Origin of the sequence: Hydrogenophaga intermedia (assembly GCF_023715105.1) — a bacterium.
Lineage (GTDB): Bacteria > Pseudomonadota > Gammaproteobacteria > Burkholderiales > Burkholderiaceae_C > Hydrogenophaga > Hydrogenophaga intermedia_A.
The window spans coordinates 1-13,764 of record NZ_JAMBNO010000013.1; the positions used below are offsets into that span (position 1 = coordinate 1).

General features: G+C 67.1%; 14 protein-coding genes. 9 read left to right on the forward strand and 5 right to left on the reverse strand.

Annotated features, from left to right (window positions below; genetic code table 11):
- The first annotated feature begins 219 nt into the window (after nt 1-219).
- The 3 genes from M3149_RS13225 to M3149_RS13235 all read left to right on the forward strand — a co-directional run bounded on the left by M3149_RS13225 (nt 220) and on the right by M3149_RS13235 (nt 1,258).
- Nucleotides 220-513 (forward strand): hypothetical protein, encoded by a 294-nt coding sequence (locus M3149_RS13225; protein WP_251710015.1) that lies wholly within the window; start codon nt 220-222, stop codon nt 511-513.
- A gap of 167 nt (nt 514-680) precedes the next feature.
- Nucleotides 681-932 (forward strand): type II toxin-antitoxin system ParD family antitoxin, encoded by a 252-nt coding sequence (locus tag M3149_RS13230; protein ID WP_251710016.1) that lies wholly within the window; start codon nt 681-683, stop codon nt 930-932.
- A complete protein-coding gene (locus tag M3149_RS13235; protein WP_251710017.1) occupies nt 929-1,258 on the forward strand; it encodes a type II toxin-antitoxin system RelE/ParE family toxin in 330 nt (109 codons plus the stop codon). Before M3149_RS13230 ends, M3149_RS13235 begins: the two co-directional genes overlap by 4 nt.
- 401 nt (nt 1,259-1,659) lie before the next feature.
- Here M3149_RS13235 and M3149_RS13240 read toward each other — a convergent pair whose 3' ends face one another.
- The 3 genes from M3149_RS13240 to M3149_RS13250 all read right to left on the reverse strand — a co-directional run bounded on the left by M3149_RS13240 (nt 1,660) and on the right by M3149_RS13250 (nt 5,550).
- On the reverse strand, nt 1,660-3,726 hold the full coding sequence (locus tag M3149_RS13240) for a hybrid sensor histidine kinase/response regulator (RefSeq protein ID WP_251710018.1): 2,067 nt from the start codon (nt 3,724-3,726) through the stop codon (nt 1,660-1,662).
- Nucleotides 3,727-3,829: 103 nt separating this feature from the next.
- Nucleotides 3,830-4,786: an MBL fold metallo-hydrolase gene (locus M3149_RS13245; RefSeq protein ID WP_251710019.1), complete on the reverse strand. Its 957-nt coding sequence runs from the start codon at nt 4,784-4,786 to the stop codon at nt 3,830-3,832.
- A complete protein-coding gene (locus M3149_RS13250) occupies nt 4,783-5,550 on the reverse strand; it encodes an FFLEELY motif protein (RefSeq protein WP_251710020.1) in 768 nt (255 codons plus the stop codon). The genes M3149_RS13245 and M3149_RS13250 overlap by 4 nt, the downstream gene beginning before the upstream one ends.
- 60 nt (nt 5,551-5,610) lie before the next feature.
- On the opposite strand from M3149_RS13250, the gene M3149_RS13255 reads away from it, so the two are divergent.
- On the forward strand, nt 5,611-6,594 hold the full coding sequence (locus tag M3149_RS13255; RefSeq protein ID WP_251710021.1) for an esterase/lipase family protein: 984 nt from the start codon (nt 5,611-5,613) through the stop codon (nt 6,592-6,594).
- Here M3149_RS13255 and phhA read toward each other — a convergent pair.
- Entirely contained in the window at nt 6,516-7,370 is an 855-nt protein-coding gene (gene phhA, locus M3149_RS13260) for a phenylalanine 4-monooxygenase (RefSeq protein ID WP_251710022.1), read from the reverse strand. The genes M3149_RS13255 and phhA overlap by 79 nt on opposite strands.
- A 1-nt stretch (nt 7,371) precedes the next feature.
- Nucleotides 7,372-8,493 (reverse strand): 4-hydroxyphenylpyruvate dioxygenase, encoded by a 1,122-nt coding sequence (hppD, locus tag M3149_RS13265; RefSeq protein WP_251710023.1) that lies wholly within the window; start codon nt 8,491-8,493, stop codon nt 7,372-7,374.
- A 129-nt stretch (nt 8,494-8,622) separates the two neighbouring features.
- Here hppD and M3149_RS13270 point away from each other — a divergent pair, with 129 nt between their 5' ends.
- The 5 genes from M3149_RS13270 (at nt 8,623) to glyQ (ending at nt 13,752) form a co-directional block, all read left to right on the forward strand.
- Nucleotides 8,623-9,096 (forward strand): Lrp/AsnC family transcriptional regulator, encoded by a 474-nt coding sequence (locus M3149_RS13270; protein WP_251710024.1) that lies wholly within the window; start codon nt 8,623-8,625, stop codon nt 9,094-9,096.
- A gap of 95 nt (nt 9,097-9,191) precedes the next feature.
- Entirely contained in the window at nt 9,192-9,866 is a 675-nt protein-coding gene (locus M3149_RS13275; protein ID WP_251710025.1) for a GNAT family N-acetyltransferase, read from the forward strand.
- A 90-nt stretch (nt 9,867-9,956) separates the two neighbouring features.
- Nucleotides 9,957-10,823: an HlyC/CorC family transporter gene (locus tag M3149_RS13280; RefSeq protein WP_251710026.1), complete on the forward strand. Its 867-nt coding sequence runs from the start codon at nt 9,957-9,959 to the stop codon at nt 10,821-10,823.
- 67 nt (nt 10,824-10,890) lie between these two features.
- Nucleotides 10,891-12,696, forward strand: coding sequence for an apolipoprotein N-acyltransferase (gene lnt / locus M3149_RS13285; protein ID WP_435370745.1), 1,806 nt, complete (start codon nt 10,891-10,893; stop codon nt 12,694-12,696).
- Between the two features lie 150 nt (nt 12,697-12,846).
- A complete protein-coding gene (gene glyQ / locus M3149_RS13290; protein WP_251710028.1) occupies nt 12,847-13,752 on the forward strand; it encodes a glycine--tRNA ligase subunit alpha in 906 nt (301 codons plus the stop codon).
- Nucleotides 13,753-13,764: the final 12 nt, after the last annotated feature.

Consider the following 13,764-nt stretch of genomic DNA (forward strand, 5'->3'; position numbering starts at 1 on the left):
GCGGACGCCATGGCAGCTACGCTGACTTCCGCCTGGCACGATGAACGCGTTCCGAAAGATCTGGTCCCCAAGATTGAAGAAGCGTGGGAGCATGGCTTCGCCTTGGCTCGGGAGGTCGCCTCTCTGACCAAGCCGGCCGCGTGAATACGATCTCGCCACTGCCCGGGCTGGGGGCCTGCGCTCAGGAAGTTTCGCAGCGGGTTGTTCAAGGCTTCATGCATGCGCCATCTCACCTTCGACCTCAGCGACAGCACCGACGGCACGATCACCTTGGAAGCCATGGCTTCCACACGGGAGAGCGCCGGCCATGCGGCGGTGATGGCCGAAGTGGATGTTGTGCTGGCCTGGGCGAACACAGAGTTCGGTGAACGAAAGGGGCCGGTGGAAGACGGCCACGTCTGGGACCACGAACTGCTGATTCAGCACGAGGCGGACGGATGGATCACGGTGACGCTGACCTTCAGCGCCACGCCCGAATTCGCTGACGCCTTCTTGGCCGTCTTTGCGAGCTAGTAGAGCCCTGCCAATGCGGTGGGCGCGCCGGCTATGCCTGGTCGCGCTTCGAGGCGCGCATTGCTGCGGTTGGCGCAGGCAGTTGTTCGCGTTGGGCATGGATGCCTTCTTTCGGCATGGCGGAATGGGGTCTTGCCAATTTTTGCCAAAAAGCCTACGCTTTCGCCATGAGCACGATGAATATCTCTCTCCCCGACACTCTCAAGGCGTTCGTGGACGAGCAGGTGCACCAGCGCGGCTACGGCACGAGCAGCGAGTACGTGCGCGAGTTGATCCGTAAGGATCAAGACCGCCTGCAACTGCGCGGCTTGTTGCTGGCAGGTGCGGAGTCGGCCCCATCCTCACCAGCCGATGCCAGCTACTTCGAAGGCCTGCGGAGTCGGGTGCGCAAGGGCGTCAAGGCTGGCGCGCGGGGGTGAAATCCAAACCAGTCATCCCGCGTGAACAGGCCAACCGGGATGTGGACGATGCACTTGCTTACTACCTGACCGAAGCGGGGGACGCCGTGGCGCTCGGCTTCATCGATGCGCTGGAGAAGGCCTACAGCCACATCGGTCGCCAACCAGCCACAGGCTCACCGCGCTATGCCCATGAACTCAACCTGCCGGGCCTGCGTGCCTGGCCACTGACCCGCTATCCGTACCTCGTGCTTTACGTCGAGCACCTGTACCACATCGATGTCTGGCGCGTTCTACATGGTCAGCGGGACATTCCTGCGTGGATGCAGGAACCTGACGGCGTGTAACCTCAGAGGTTGCCTCGCTGACCATCCAAGCTCGAGTGGTCAGCGCTCGGGGCGGGGCGCGCATAGGGCCGCGAGGCGGGCTCGCGGCAGTGGACGTAGAGGGCGCCTGAAAGCGTCGATGGTGATGGGCTATGCTCACACCGGCCGAGGTGGCGGACCCGTGCTCTGTCGCGCTTTTGGGAGCGGACTTGTGACAACGAGAGTGTTGTGGTCGCAGTCAGGCGCTGTTGGATGTCACAAGTCAAATGCGCTAAGTCGTTGATCCGTATGAACGACGCTGACGAATGCTGATTGGCACATCGCAGAACCGATGTGTCTACACATCGCTTTTTGGCCCTCCGAAGCATCCCCGCCAGCCGCGCCAGCCCGCCCCTTCTCGACCATGGGTTTCGAAGGTTGGTTCAGAGGCGACGGCCAGCCATCATCTTTTCGATCGCCTGGCAAAGGGCCTCCACCGTGTCCGGCTTGTAGATGATCTCGTCGACACCTGCGGCGGGTGCCTCGCGGCGCAATTCCTCGCTGATATAGCCTGAAGCGATCGCCACCGGCAGGTCGGGCCGGATCGCCTTGAGGGCCCTGGCAAGACCGATGCCCGACATCTCGGGCATGTTGAAATCGCTGATGCACAGGCTGACATCGAGCCCGGATCCTTCGAGCGCTCGCAGCGCCGCCTGCGGGTCGGTGAAGGTGCTGACACGGTAGCCGTGACGCTGCAGCCAGCGCTTGACCAGCAGTGCAATGGACTCGTCGTCGTCCACGTAAAGCACATGGCCGCGAGAGCCGATCGATTCGGGCGCCACCGCCTGAACGTCAGGCTCGGGCGCAACGGCTGTGCCCGCAAAGTCGCCCGCCAGACCCGGCAGCAGGATGGACAGACGGGTTCCCCGCCCTGGCGCGCTGCGCACCCGCAGCACCGCGCCGTGGTCTTTGAGAATCCCGTGCACTACCGCGAGGCCGAGGCCTGTGCCGGTGCCAGGCGCCTTGGTGGTGAAGAACGGCTCGAAGATGCGGGGCAGCGTGGCCGCATCGATGCCGACGCCGTTGTCTTCCACGTCCAGTCGAACACTGCTCGTGGGCCAGTTGGCGTCGGGTGGCAACACCTCGGTTTCGTCGATCATGCTCGCTGGCAGCGACCCGTCGACGCGCGCCAGCGTTACCTTGACCAAGCCATTGGGTCGTCCGGTCACCGCCTGGATCGCGTTTCCGCACAGGTTGAGGATGACCTGCTCGAGTTGGGTGGCATTCGCGAGCACCCAGGGCACGGGCGCCTCGCTGTTCACCGACAACTTCACGTCCACGGGGAGGGTGGCCCTCAGCAGCGCATGGGCATCGGTCAGCACGGCCTGCGGGTTCGTGGGCTTGCGCTGGCTGTCCTCGCGACGACTGAAGGTCAGGATCTGCTGCACCAGCTCGCGCGCCCGCACGCCAGCCTTGCGGATCTCCTGCAGGCTGACCATCAGCTCGGGCTCACGTGCCCCGTCACCCAGCGCAAGGGTCACATTGCCCAGGATGGCGGCCACGATGTTGTTGAAATCGTGAGCGACACCGCCCGCCAGGGTTCCAAGCGCTTCCATCTTTTGCGACTCGCGCAGTTGCGCCTCGAGCCGCTGGCGGGTCTGCTCGGCGTGCACACGCTCGCGCAGGTCAAAGTCGATGCAGAAGAACTCGCCGCGCCTTCCCTCGCGCTGGAGCATGACGTGGCCTGAGAAGACCGCCACTGGCGAGCCATCGCGATGCTGCAGGATCAACTCGGAAGAGGGAATGGCTTCGCCGGTTGCGAGCATCTGGTCGGTGGCTTCGATCACCGCGGCGCGCATTTGCGCCGGGATGATGAGGTCCAGCAGGCTGCGCCCGATCGCCTGCTGCGATGTCCAGCCGTAGAGCTGTTCGGAGGCGCTGTTCCAGAAGCGGCAGATCAGCTGGTCGTCGTACCCCTGCACGGCAACGGAGGGGATCGTATCGATCAGGCGGCGAAAGCGCTCTTCGCTCTCGCGCAGGTTCTCCTGCGCTTGCAGGTTGTTGGTCTGGTCGAGGACATAGCAATGCCAGATCAACGTCCCGTCGGGCTCCCGCAGCGGCCGTCCCACGCCATGCAGCCACTTCACGCGGCCCGAGGGTGTCTGGATGCGCCACTGCCAATCCCAGTCGCGCATGTCACGTGCGCAGCGCTCGATCGATTCCTGCATGGCGGGCAGGTCGCGTGCATCGACCATGCCCCAGAGCGAACCCATGTCCTGCTCGACGGCTGTCGGGTCCAGTTCCCAGATGTCAAAGCAGCCCCGTGTCATGTGTTCGAGCCGGCGTGTGCCATCGGGCATGACACGGACCCGAAACATCGCACCCGGCAGGTACTCCGCCAGTTGTTCGATCGGGCTGCCGGTGCCGTCTGGGTGGCTCAAGCGAGGGTTGCTGAAGGGGTTGAGCAGCGGCAAGGCCCGTCGGCCCTGGTCGCTGCCTGATGTTTCCATGGTACGGGAGAGTGGACCGCTTGCACAGGGTGGGATTGCACCCGGCCCGGTGTGGTGGGCAACGTCACCCGCAGGGTGCGGGCGGTTCTCCCGTCTCGCGCGCTCAGGCGTTCACGACCAGATCGCCCTCGCGCCGCAAGGCGCCGCTGCGTTGCAGGTCGGACAGCAGGTCGTCAAGCACCTGGCGCATGGGCGCTGCGCTGTCTGTCTTCGCGATGCGGCAGAAGTAGTCGGACGCGAGGAACCACTCGCTCAGGGCGTCCTGGTGGCAACGTTGCCACTCCAGCAGCTTGAACTTCACCAGCACCTTGAGTGCGTGGCGTCGGTGCCGCGCGGGGTCTGCCTCGAACTGCGCCAGGCGCGAGCGGGCCAGCCGCAGGGCGGTTTGCACGGCCTGCCCACCGAACACCGCGCCGTGGCCCGGAATCACGATGTCGGCGTCCAGACCCGCGATGAGGTCCAGCGTCGCGCGCACCTCGTCGAAACCCGACTCGCCCTCGAGCTCGGGAAAAACCACGCCGAAACCGTTGGCCCACAGCGCATCGGCCGAGATGAGGATGCGGTGCTCTGGCTGATACAGGATCACGGCATGCGGGTCGTGTCCCTGCGCTGCCAGCACCTCCCAGGTCAATCCGCCCAGCTCGATCGGCGAGCCCGGCGTGAGCAGTTCGTCGGCGGCGAAGCGCGGGCACTGCTGGCCGGTGGGCGCATGGCTCAGTTCGATGGCGTCCCATTTGCGCACCGCGTGTGCGAGCCCCGGCGGAATGGCGATGCGACTTTGCGGCCAGGCCGCCTTCAACGCGGCGTTGCCTCCGCAATGGTCGCTGTGCAAGTGGGTGTTCAGGATGCGGGCCAATGGTCGGGCGCCCAGCGCCTGGCGCACCAGCTCGACCGTCAGGTCCGCGTGGGTGGCGTAGCCGGTGTCCACCAGGGCCGCCTCGGGCCCACCGGTCAACAGGATGTTGTTGGAGGACAGCCAACCACGCTCGAAGACGGTGATGCCCAGCGTGCGCAGGCGTTCGACGGGGAACGTATCGGGGCTTTCGTCGGCAACGCTCATGTCGGCATTGTGGGGTTGCCGGGGTCGGGGCTCCGGGCCGATTGCCACTCCTTGTCCAGCGCGCGACAGGCCTCTTCGAGCGGCGCGTCGAAGAGCAGGTCGATCCACTGCCGTTCGCGTTGCGCGATCGACGCCAGAAAGGCCTGCGCGTCGCCCAGCGCCGCAAAAGCATCGAAGCCCGATTCAAGAAAGTGCTGAAGCGCGTCCAGTCCGGCCGCTTGCGCGGGTTTTCGCATCATGCGCAGGCCCATCCGCAGCGATCGCATGCGCGTCAGCCGCTGGAGTTCGCGCCCCATGTGCTGCACCACGGTGAGCTGCCGATCACGGTCGCTGCGATCGCCCGCAGCCCGCCAGGCGCGAACGTAACGCTCGGACGGGCGCATGTCCGCGGCCATGCCCAGCCACGCCCGCGCCAGCGCGTGGTCCAGCACCTCGGTCAATGCATGGGTTTCGGTCAGGTCCACTGCCAGTTGCGCGACGGCGGCCGGAAACAAGCGCTCCAGCGCCCCGGCGATGCGGCCAAACTGCTCGTCCCGGCGCGAGAAGTCGTGCTCGCCGTACAGCTCTTCGAGAAAGAAGCGGACCGCGGGCCGCGACGCCGGCACCGCAGCGAAGTCGGCGTAGGTGGCCTCGAAGCGCCGGGCCTGAAGGTGCTTGATGGTCGTCACAGCCTCATGCTCGCCCGCGAGGGCGGCCTGGGCGCGCAGCGTGGCCACGCGCTCGAGGTTGGCGCGGATGGCGCTGGCGGGCGAGAGGGCAGGCACGGGATGCAGTCTAGCCGCGCTCGCGCGGCAAGACCTGGCCGGGGATGCGATAGTGGCGGCATGTCCTCCACCTCCTCCCGCGATCCCACGCCCACCCGCTCGATGCTGGCCCGACTGCAGCAAGGGGGCGTGGTGTTGGTGCTGGGCCTGCTGGCGCTTGCGGTCTACTGGGCTGTGCAGGGGCACCTCGCCGCGGCTGGCTGGTTGGCGTTTGTGGCGCTGACGGGGCATGCGTGGATCCTGGGGTTGGAGATCGTCGCTGCGGCCTGGCACAACCGGGGCGACCCGGTCGAGCCTGCCTCCTTGCGCGCTGCCCTTCACGCCTGGTGGCAGGAGTCCCGCATCGCTCCCCAGGTGTTTGCCTGGCGCCAGCCCTTTCGCTGGCGGGAGTTTCCCGACAGCACCGGGCCCGGTGCGCCCGGCGCCGCCCCGGCCGTGCTGATCCATGGCTTTGTCTGCAACCGCGGCTTCTGGTTGCCCTGGATGGAGCGCATGCGCGAGCTCGGCCTGCCCTACGTCTCGGTCAACCTCGAGCCGGTGTTCGGATCGATCGACGATTACGTCCCGCACGTCGAATGCGCGGTGCAAGCGGCGGAGGCACTCGGCGGTGGCCGGCCGGTGCTGGTGTGCCACAGCATGGGCGGCCTGGCTGCGCGCGCATGGCTGGCGGCGCAGCCAGGCAATCGCGCCCGCGTGGGCACCATCGTCACCATCGGTTCACCACACCACGGCACCGCGCTCGCAAGCTGGAGCCCTTTCGACAACGGACAGCAGATGCAGCAGGGCAGCGCCTGGCTTGCCGAACTGGCGCTGGCCGAGCACCAACAGGCCGGCGAGCACGCCTACCAAAACTTTGTTTGCTGGTACGCCAACACCGACAACATCGTGTTTCCGGCCAGCACGGCGACGCTGCCCGGGGCCGACAACCGCCACGTGGGCGGCGCCGCCCACGTGGATCTTGCGTTTCACCCCAGGGTGATGACCGAGTCGCTGGCGATGCTGGCGTCGGCTGGCAATTCCCCAAGCGAACGCACGGATTCGTAGATCGGCGTGAAGTCGGGCGCCGTCATGTCGAACAACTGCTGGAAGCTGTCGATGACGAAGTAGGTGGCCTGGTAGTCGTCGATCTTGTAGCGCGTGCGCATGCAGCGCACCAGATCCAGGCCGATGCGGCGCGCGCGCGGGCTGGTGACGCTGTGGCGCAGCTCGCCCGACGAACTCAGGATGCCGGCACCATAGGCACGCAGGCCTTGCGGCTCACGGATCAGGCCGAACTCGATCGTGTACCAGTACAGGCGCGACAGCAGTTCACCGGCGCCCAGGTGGTGCGCCTTGATGCCGCCCGCGCCGTAGCGCTGCACGTAGTCGGCAAACACCGGGTTGAACAGCAGCGGCACGTGGCCGAACAGGTCGTGGAACACGTCGGGCTCGACGATGTAGTCGAACTCGTCCGGTGTGCGGATCCAGTCGGTCACCGGGAAGCGCCGATCCGCGAGCAACTGGAAGAACGGCAGCTCGGGGATGAGCCCGGGCACGGCCACGATCTCCCAGCCGGTGGCGGGCTTGAGGCGTTCGTTGATTTCCTCGAAGCGCGGTATGCGGTCGCGAATGCCGAGGGCGGGCAGGGCGTCGATGAAGGCCTGCGATGCCAGCCCCGGCAGCAAGGCGCTCTGGCGCTCGTAGAGCCGGCGGTAGGTGTCGTGGTCCGCTGCGGTGTAGGACGACCAGTTCTGTGGGCAGGTGTAGTCGTCGCGGGCGCGCGAATAGTCGCCTCGCGGCGGGCGCTCGCTGGCGCCATAGACGACGGGCTCGACTGCCATGTCAGGCCTTCAACACGCCGCGGCGCACCTGATCGAGCTCCATGGTCTCGAACAGCGCCTTGAAGTTGCCTTCGCCGAAACCCTGGTTGCCCTTGCGCTGGATGAACTCGAAGAAGATCGGGCCGAGCTGGTTCTCGCTGAAGATCTGCAGCAGCAACTCGCCGGGCTGGCCGTCGACCAGGATGTTGCGCTGCTTCAGGCCCTCGACGTCCTCACCGTGGTTCGGGATGCGCTTGGGCAGCAACTCGTAGTAGGTCTCGCTGGTGGTCAGCAGCTTCACGCCGGCCAGCTGCAACGCGTCCACCGTGTCGTACAGGTTGGTCGAGCCCATGGCGATGTGCTGGATGCCTTCGCCGCGGTAGCGGTCCAGGTACTCCTGAATCTGGCCCGCCTTCTCATTGCCTTCTTCGTTGATCGGGATCCGGATCTTGCCGCAGGGGCTGGTCATGGCCTTGCTCTTCACGCCCGTGGCCTGGCCCTCGATATCGAAGTAGCGCACCTCGCGGAAATTGAAGAGGCGCTCATAGAAATCCGCCCACTCGGCCATGCGGCCGCGGTGCACGTTGTGCGTGAGGTGATCGATGTAGGTGAGGCCGTGGCCCACCGGATTGAGTTCGGCACCGGGCAGGGGTTCGAAGTCGACGTCGAAGAAGCCGATGTTGCCGATGTCACCGTCTTTGGCGCCGTTCTTGCCGCGCCAGCGGTCGATGAAATAGATGATCGAGTCGCCGATGCCCTTGATGGCCGGGATGTTGAGCTCGCCCGGGCCGGCCTGGCCCGCATAGCCCCAGGCACCGAGCGAAATCGCGCGTTCGTAGGCGGCCTTGGCGTCCTTCACGCGAAAGGCGATGGCGCACACGCTGGGGCCGTGCAGGCGCGCAAATCGCTGGGCAAAGCTGTCGGGCTCGGCGTTGATGATGAAGTTGATCTCGCCCTGGCGGAACAGCGTCACGGCCTTGTGGCGGTGCTTCGCGATCGCCTTGAAGCCCATGCGCTCGAACAGTGCGCCCATGGCCACCGGGTCCGGCGCCGCGTATTCGATGAACTCGAATCCATCGGTGCCCATGGGGTTGTCCCAACCGGGGATGGTGGCGGTGCTGGAAGCGGGCAAGGCGGCGTTCATGGCGGTCTCCTTCGTGCGAATGCGGGTGATCCGGGGAAAAGGCCACTGTATCGGTGCAGCGTGGCACGATTCCGGCGTTTGTGGGCGCGCCACTCGTCCATCACGCAACATTCCTGCACAATCGCCCGCATGGAAGCCTTGGACAAGCTCGATCGCGCCATCCTGCGCAGCCTGCAGGCCGATGGCCGGGCCACCTTCGACCAGCTCGCCGACGCCGTGGGCCTGTCGGCCAGCGCCGTGCTGCGGCGCGTGCGCCGGCTCGAAGAGTCGGGCGTGATCGCGCGCTACGTGGCGCTGCTGCGCCCCGAGGCACTGGGCCTGGGCCTCACCGCGCACGTGAGCGTGCGCCTGGAGAAGCACGCCGATGGCAACAAACGCAGCCCGATGGACGAGTTTCGCGCCAGCGTGATGGCCTGGCCCGAGGTGGTCGAGTGCGTAGCACTCACCGGCGAGATGGACTACCAGTTGCGGCTGGTGGTGGCCGACATGGCCGCCTACTCGCGCTTCATGATGGAAACCTTGCTCAAGCACCCGAGCGTGCAGGACTGCAAGACCAGCTTCGTGATGGACCGCGTCAAGAGCACCACGGCATTGCCCCTCTGAACCGGCTCCATACGCACCCGTGCGACGCATGCGGCTTGCGTGCAAGATGATCGCGCGCGATGCTTGCGCATCCCACCATTCGAAGAACCGAGCCCATGAGCGACCACGACCGACCCCAGGCACCCCGCGAGGAGCGCGCCGAACAGGGCACGGTCCCCATCCGTTCGCTCGACAGCGGCCACCGCGACCAGATCCTCGCGCACCTGCAGGCGCTGGAGCCGGCCGACCGCTACCTGCGTTTCGGCTACGCGGCCAACGACGAGCAGATCCGCCGCTATGTCGACCAGATTGCCTTCGAACGGGATGTGCTCTTCGGCATCTTCAACCGCCGCCTGCACCTCATCGCCATGGCGCATCTGGCGTTCTCGGTCGATCCGCAGTTGCGCACCTGCGCCGAGTTCGGCGTCTCGGTGGCCAAGGCCTCGCGCGGCAAGGGCTACGGCAGCCGTCTGTTCGAGCGCGCCGTGGTCCATGCGCGCAACGAAGGCGTCACGCAACTGTTCATCCACGCCCTCTCCGAAAACACCGCCATGCTCAAGATCGCGCGCAACGCCGGCGCGGTGCTGGAGCGCGCCGGCTCGGAGACCGAGGCGCACCTGCGGCTGCCACCGGCCGACTTCGACTCGCGCGTGAGCGAACTGCTCAGCGAGCAGGTGGCGCTCACCGACTACCACCTCAAGGCGCAGGCCAAGCAGTTCTGGGGCCTCATCGGCATGCTGCAGGAAATCCGCCAGGGCGTGCGCGAGGCGCGCGAGCGCCTGCGGGGCTGAGGCCCGCCGTGGCCGCCCGGCGCCCGCGGGACTTGCCGCGACTTGCCCTTGGGGTATCCTTCCCCGCTGTCCCAACTCCGTCTTCCCCCAGTGGCTGACCACCCCCCCAGTAGCGGGCCGCAGCGTGGCCTGCGGCTTGCCGACAAACGCGGTTTCCTGCAAAAGCTCGTCGAGTTCATCAACCCCGGCCCGGACTCGAAGGATGAGCTGATCGAGACCCTCGCCGAGGCCGAGGACAACGACATCATCAACGCCGAGTCGCGGGTGATGCTCGAAGGCGTGATCCGCATCGCCGACATGACGGCCGGCGACGTGATGGTGGCCGCTCCGCGCATGGACATGATCGCCATTGACGCGCCCTACGACGAACTGCTGCACCTGGTCATCGACACCGCGCACTCGCGCTTCCCGGTGTACGAGGGCGAGCGCGAGAACATCATCGGCATCCTGCTCGCGAAGGACCTGCTCAAGCTGCAGCGCGCACCCGAACTCAACATCCGCGCGCTGTTGCGCCCGGCCACCTTCGTGCCCGAAAGCAAGGGCCTCAACGACCTGCTGCGGGAGTTCCGCGGCAACCGCAACCACCTGGCCATCGTCATCGACGAGTTCGGCCGCGTGGCCGGGCTCATCACCATCGAGGACGTGCTCGAGGAGATCGTGGGCGAGATCGAGGACGAGTTCGACGTCGACGAGGACGAGGGCGACATCTTTGCGCTGGCCGACAGCACCTGGCGCGTCAGTGGCGACACGCCCATCGAGCGCATCAACGAGGCCTTCGGTCTGCGGCTCTCCGACGAGGATTTCGACACCATCGGCGGCCTGATCGCGCACACCATGGGACACGTGCCCAAGCGCGGCGAAGTGCACGAGTTCGAGGGCCTGCGCTTCACCGTGCTGCACACCAAGGGCGGTGCGGTGAAGTGGTTCAAGGTCACTGCGCTGCCGTCCGAGCCCTGATCTCCACCCCATCCGGCCCATGCGCAGCCTTTTCGGATCGCTCCACACCCCATCGAGCTTTCACCCGATGACCCGCCGCCCGCCAGGGCGCGGTTCGCGCCTGGCGGGTTTCCTGTTTTTCTGGGTCTGTCTGGCAGGCGGGTTGCTGCAGGCCGCCTCGCTGGCCTGGCCGCTGCGGGGCTGGGTGCCTGCGGGCTTCACGCTCGGGCAGCCCAGCGGTTGGCTGCAGATCGCCTCGCTCGCACTGCTGGTGTTCGCGCTGCAGTTCGCCACCCGGGTGGGTCAGGCCATGTGGCGCGGCTGGGTGTTCACCACCGCCTGGCTGGCCGGTACCTTCTGGTGGCTCTTCGTCTCCATGCACACCTACGGCGGCCTGCCCCCCTGGCTGGCGGCCCTCGCGGTGCTGGCACTGGCGGGCGCGCTGGCCCTGTACTACGCCATCGCGGTCGGTTTTCTCTGTGCCTGGGCACCCCTGGCGCGCAGCGCCCAGGCCCTCCTGTTCGCCGGTGCATGGACGCTGGCGGAGCTGGCGCGCGGCCAGCTCTTTACCGGTTTCCCCTGGGGCGCGGGTGGCTATGCCCAGGTGGACCTGATGGCCCCCTGGGCGCCGCTGGTGGGGGTGTACGGCATGGGCTTCCTCGCGGCGGTGCTGGCCTACGTGCTGGCTTCGCTGGTCACGGCCGCGGTGCACCGCGCGCTGGCCTGGCTGCGCCAGCCGGTGCGACCGGTGGCCACCCGCCCCACCGGGGGCGTCTACGTGGCCGCGCCCAAGACCGGGCTGCAATTGCGCGCCATCTCCTGGTGGGGTGTGGCGCGTGGCGCGCTGGGCTGGGGCGTCGTGGTCGCGTTGCTGGTCAGCCTGCTCGGTGGCGGGGAACGCTGGCGCAACCTGGGCCTGGCCGACACGGGCTCGACCGGCACGCTGCGCGTGTGGTTGCTGCAGGGCAATATCCCGCAGGACCAGAAATTCGTGCCCGGCACCGGCGTGGCACAGGCGCTGGCCTGGTACCCGCAGCAGATGCGCGAAGGCCTGGCTGCGGCGGCTTCGGCCAACGGGCCCCAGTTGGTGGTGGCGCCCGAGACCGCGCTGCCGCTGTTGCCCGAGCAACTCGGCCCCGATTTCTGGCGTGGCCTGTTCGGCCCGCTGGCCGAACAGAACGCCAGCCAGCCCGCAGCGCTGCTGACCGGCCTGCCGCTGGGCAACCTCGAGGCCGGCTACACCAACTCGGCCTGGGGCGTGTCGCCCGAGGCGGCGCGTAGCGCACTGGCCAGTGGTCAGCCCACCCAGGTGCACCGCTACGACAAACACCACCTGGTGCCCTTTGGTGAGTTCGTGCCGCCGTTCTTCCGCTGGTTCACGCAGATGATGAACATCCCCCTGGGTGACTTTGCGCGCGGCGCGCTGCCGCAGCCGTCCTGGGCCTGGGCCGGTCAGCGCATTGCGCCCAACATCTGCTACGAAGACCTGTTCGGTGAAGAGATCGCCGCGTCGTTCCGGGATGTCGACGCGGCACCCACGGTGCTCGTCAACCTCAGCAACATCGCGTGGTTCGGCGACACCGTGGCGATCGACCAGCACTTGCAGATCTCGCGCCTGCGCGCGCTCGAGTTCGGCCGCCCCATGCTGCGCGCCACCAATACCGGCGCCACCGCGGTCATCGACCACCGCGGCGTCGTCACGCACGCGCTGCCGCGGCTGGAGCGCGGGCGGCTGGAGGCCAGCGTCGAGGGCCGAAGCGGGCTCACGCCCTATGCCGACTGGACGGCGCGCTGGGGCTTGAAGCCCCTGTGGCTGTTCTGCGGTGTGCTGGTGCTGGTGATCGCTTCGCTGCGCAACCTGGGCCGCCGCGGCGGGCGTACCCGCCGGCGCTGATTGCGCGGCGTCTGGGCCGCTGGCGCAAGGCTTGCCCGGCGCCGCGGGCCACCCCCGTAAAATCGGGTCAACCGCCGTGGCGCGCGCCACGGCACTCGAACCCCCGATCCACCGAACCCGACGGCCCGCCCTCGCGCGGGCCTTTCGTGCATGTTGACCTTCCAGCAAATCATCCTGAAGCTGCAGTCCTACTGGGCCGAGCAGGGCTGCGCGCTGCTGCAGCCCTACGACATGGAAGTGGGGGCCGGCACCAGCCACACCGCCACCTTCCTGCGCGCCATCGGCCCCGAGCCGTGGAAGGCCGCGTACGTGCAGCCCAGCCGCCGCCCGAAAGACGGCCGCTACGGCGAGAACCCGAACCGCCTGCAGCACTACTACCAGTACCAGGTGGTGCTCAAGCCCGCGCCGGCCAACATCCTCGAGCTCTACCTCGGTTCGCTCGAAGCCCTGGGCTTCGACCTGAAGAAGAACGACATCCGCTTCGTCGAGGACGACTGGGAGAACCCCACGCTGGGCGCCTGGGGCCTGGGCTGGGAGGTCTGGTTGAACGGCATGGAGGTGACGCAGTTCACCTACTTCCAGCAGGTCGGCGGCATCGACTGCCGCCCCGCCACCGGCGAGATCACCTATGGCCTGGAGCGCCTGGCCATGTACCTGCAGGGCGTGGACAACGTCTACAACCTGGTGTGGACCGACGGCCTGACCTACGGCGACGTCTACAAGCAGAACGAGGTCGAGCAATCGACCTACAACTTCGAGCACAGCGATGCCGACTTCCTGTTCACCGCCTTCGCCGCGCACGAGAAGCAGGCGAAGCATCTGATGGAGCAGCAACTCGCGCTGCCGGCCTACGAGCAGGTGCTCAAGTGCGCGCACAGCTTCAACCTGCTGGATGCGCGCGGCGCCATCAGCGTGACCGAGCGCGCCGCCTACATCGGCCGCATCCGAAACCTTGCGCGCAGCGTGGCCCAGAGCTACCACGAGAGCCGCGAGCGGCTGGGCTTCCCCCTGGCCCCGCGTGAGTGGGTGGCGCAGATCGAGAAGAAAGCTGCTTGAGCAGAGAAGAAC

What these genes read in the sequence shown, in the direction of transcription:
- M3149_RS13225 (WP_251710015.1), top strand. Translation starts at nt 220, where the DNA reads ATGCGCCATCTCACCTTCGACCTCAGCGACAGCACCGACGGCACGATC.
- M3149_RS13230 (WP_251710016.1), top strand. Translation starts at nt 681, where the DNA reads ATGAGCACGATGAATATCTCTCTCCCCGACACTCTCAAGGCGTTCGTG.
- M3149_RS13240 (WP_251710018.1), bottom strand. Translation starts at nt 3,726, where the DNA reads ATGGAAACATCAGGCAGCGACCAGGGCCGACGGGCCTTGCCGCTGCTC.
- M3149_RS13245 (WP_251710019.1), bottom strand. Translation starts at nt 4,786, where the DNA reads ATGAGCGTTGCCGACGAAAGCCCCGATACGTTCCCCGTCGAACGCCTG.
- M3149_RS13255 (WP_251710021.1), top strand. Translation starts at nt 5,611, where the DNA reads ATGTCCTCCACCTCCTCCCGCGATCCCACGCCCACCCGCTCGATGCTG.
- phhA (WP_251710022.1), bottom strand. Translation starts at nt 7,370, where the DNA reads ATGGCAGTCGAGCCCGTCGTCTATGGCGCCAGCGAGCGCCCGCCGCGA.
- hppD (WP_251710023.1), bottom strand. Translation starts at nt 8,493, where the DNA reads ATGAACGCCGCCTTGCCCGCTTCCAGCACCGCCACCATCCCCGGTTGG.
- M3149_RS13270 (WP_251710024.1), top strand. Translation starts at nt 8,623, where the DNA reads ATGGAAGCCTTGGACAAGCTCGATCGCGCCATCCTGCGCAGCCTGCAG.
- M3149_RS13275 (WP_251710025.1), top strand. Translation starts at nt 9,192, where the DNA reads ATGAGCGACCACGACCGACCCCAGGCACCCCGCGAGGAGCGCGCCGAA.
- lnt (WP_435370745.1), top strand. Translation starts at nt 10,891, where the DNA reads ATGACCCGCCGCCCGCCAGGGCGCGGTTCGCGCCTGGCGGGTTTCCTG.
- glyQ (WP_251710028.1), top strand. Translation starts at nt 12,847, where the DNA reads ATGTTGACCTTCCAGCAAATCATCCTGAAGCTGCAGTCCTACTGGGCC.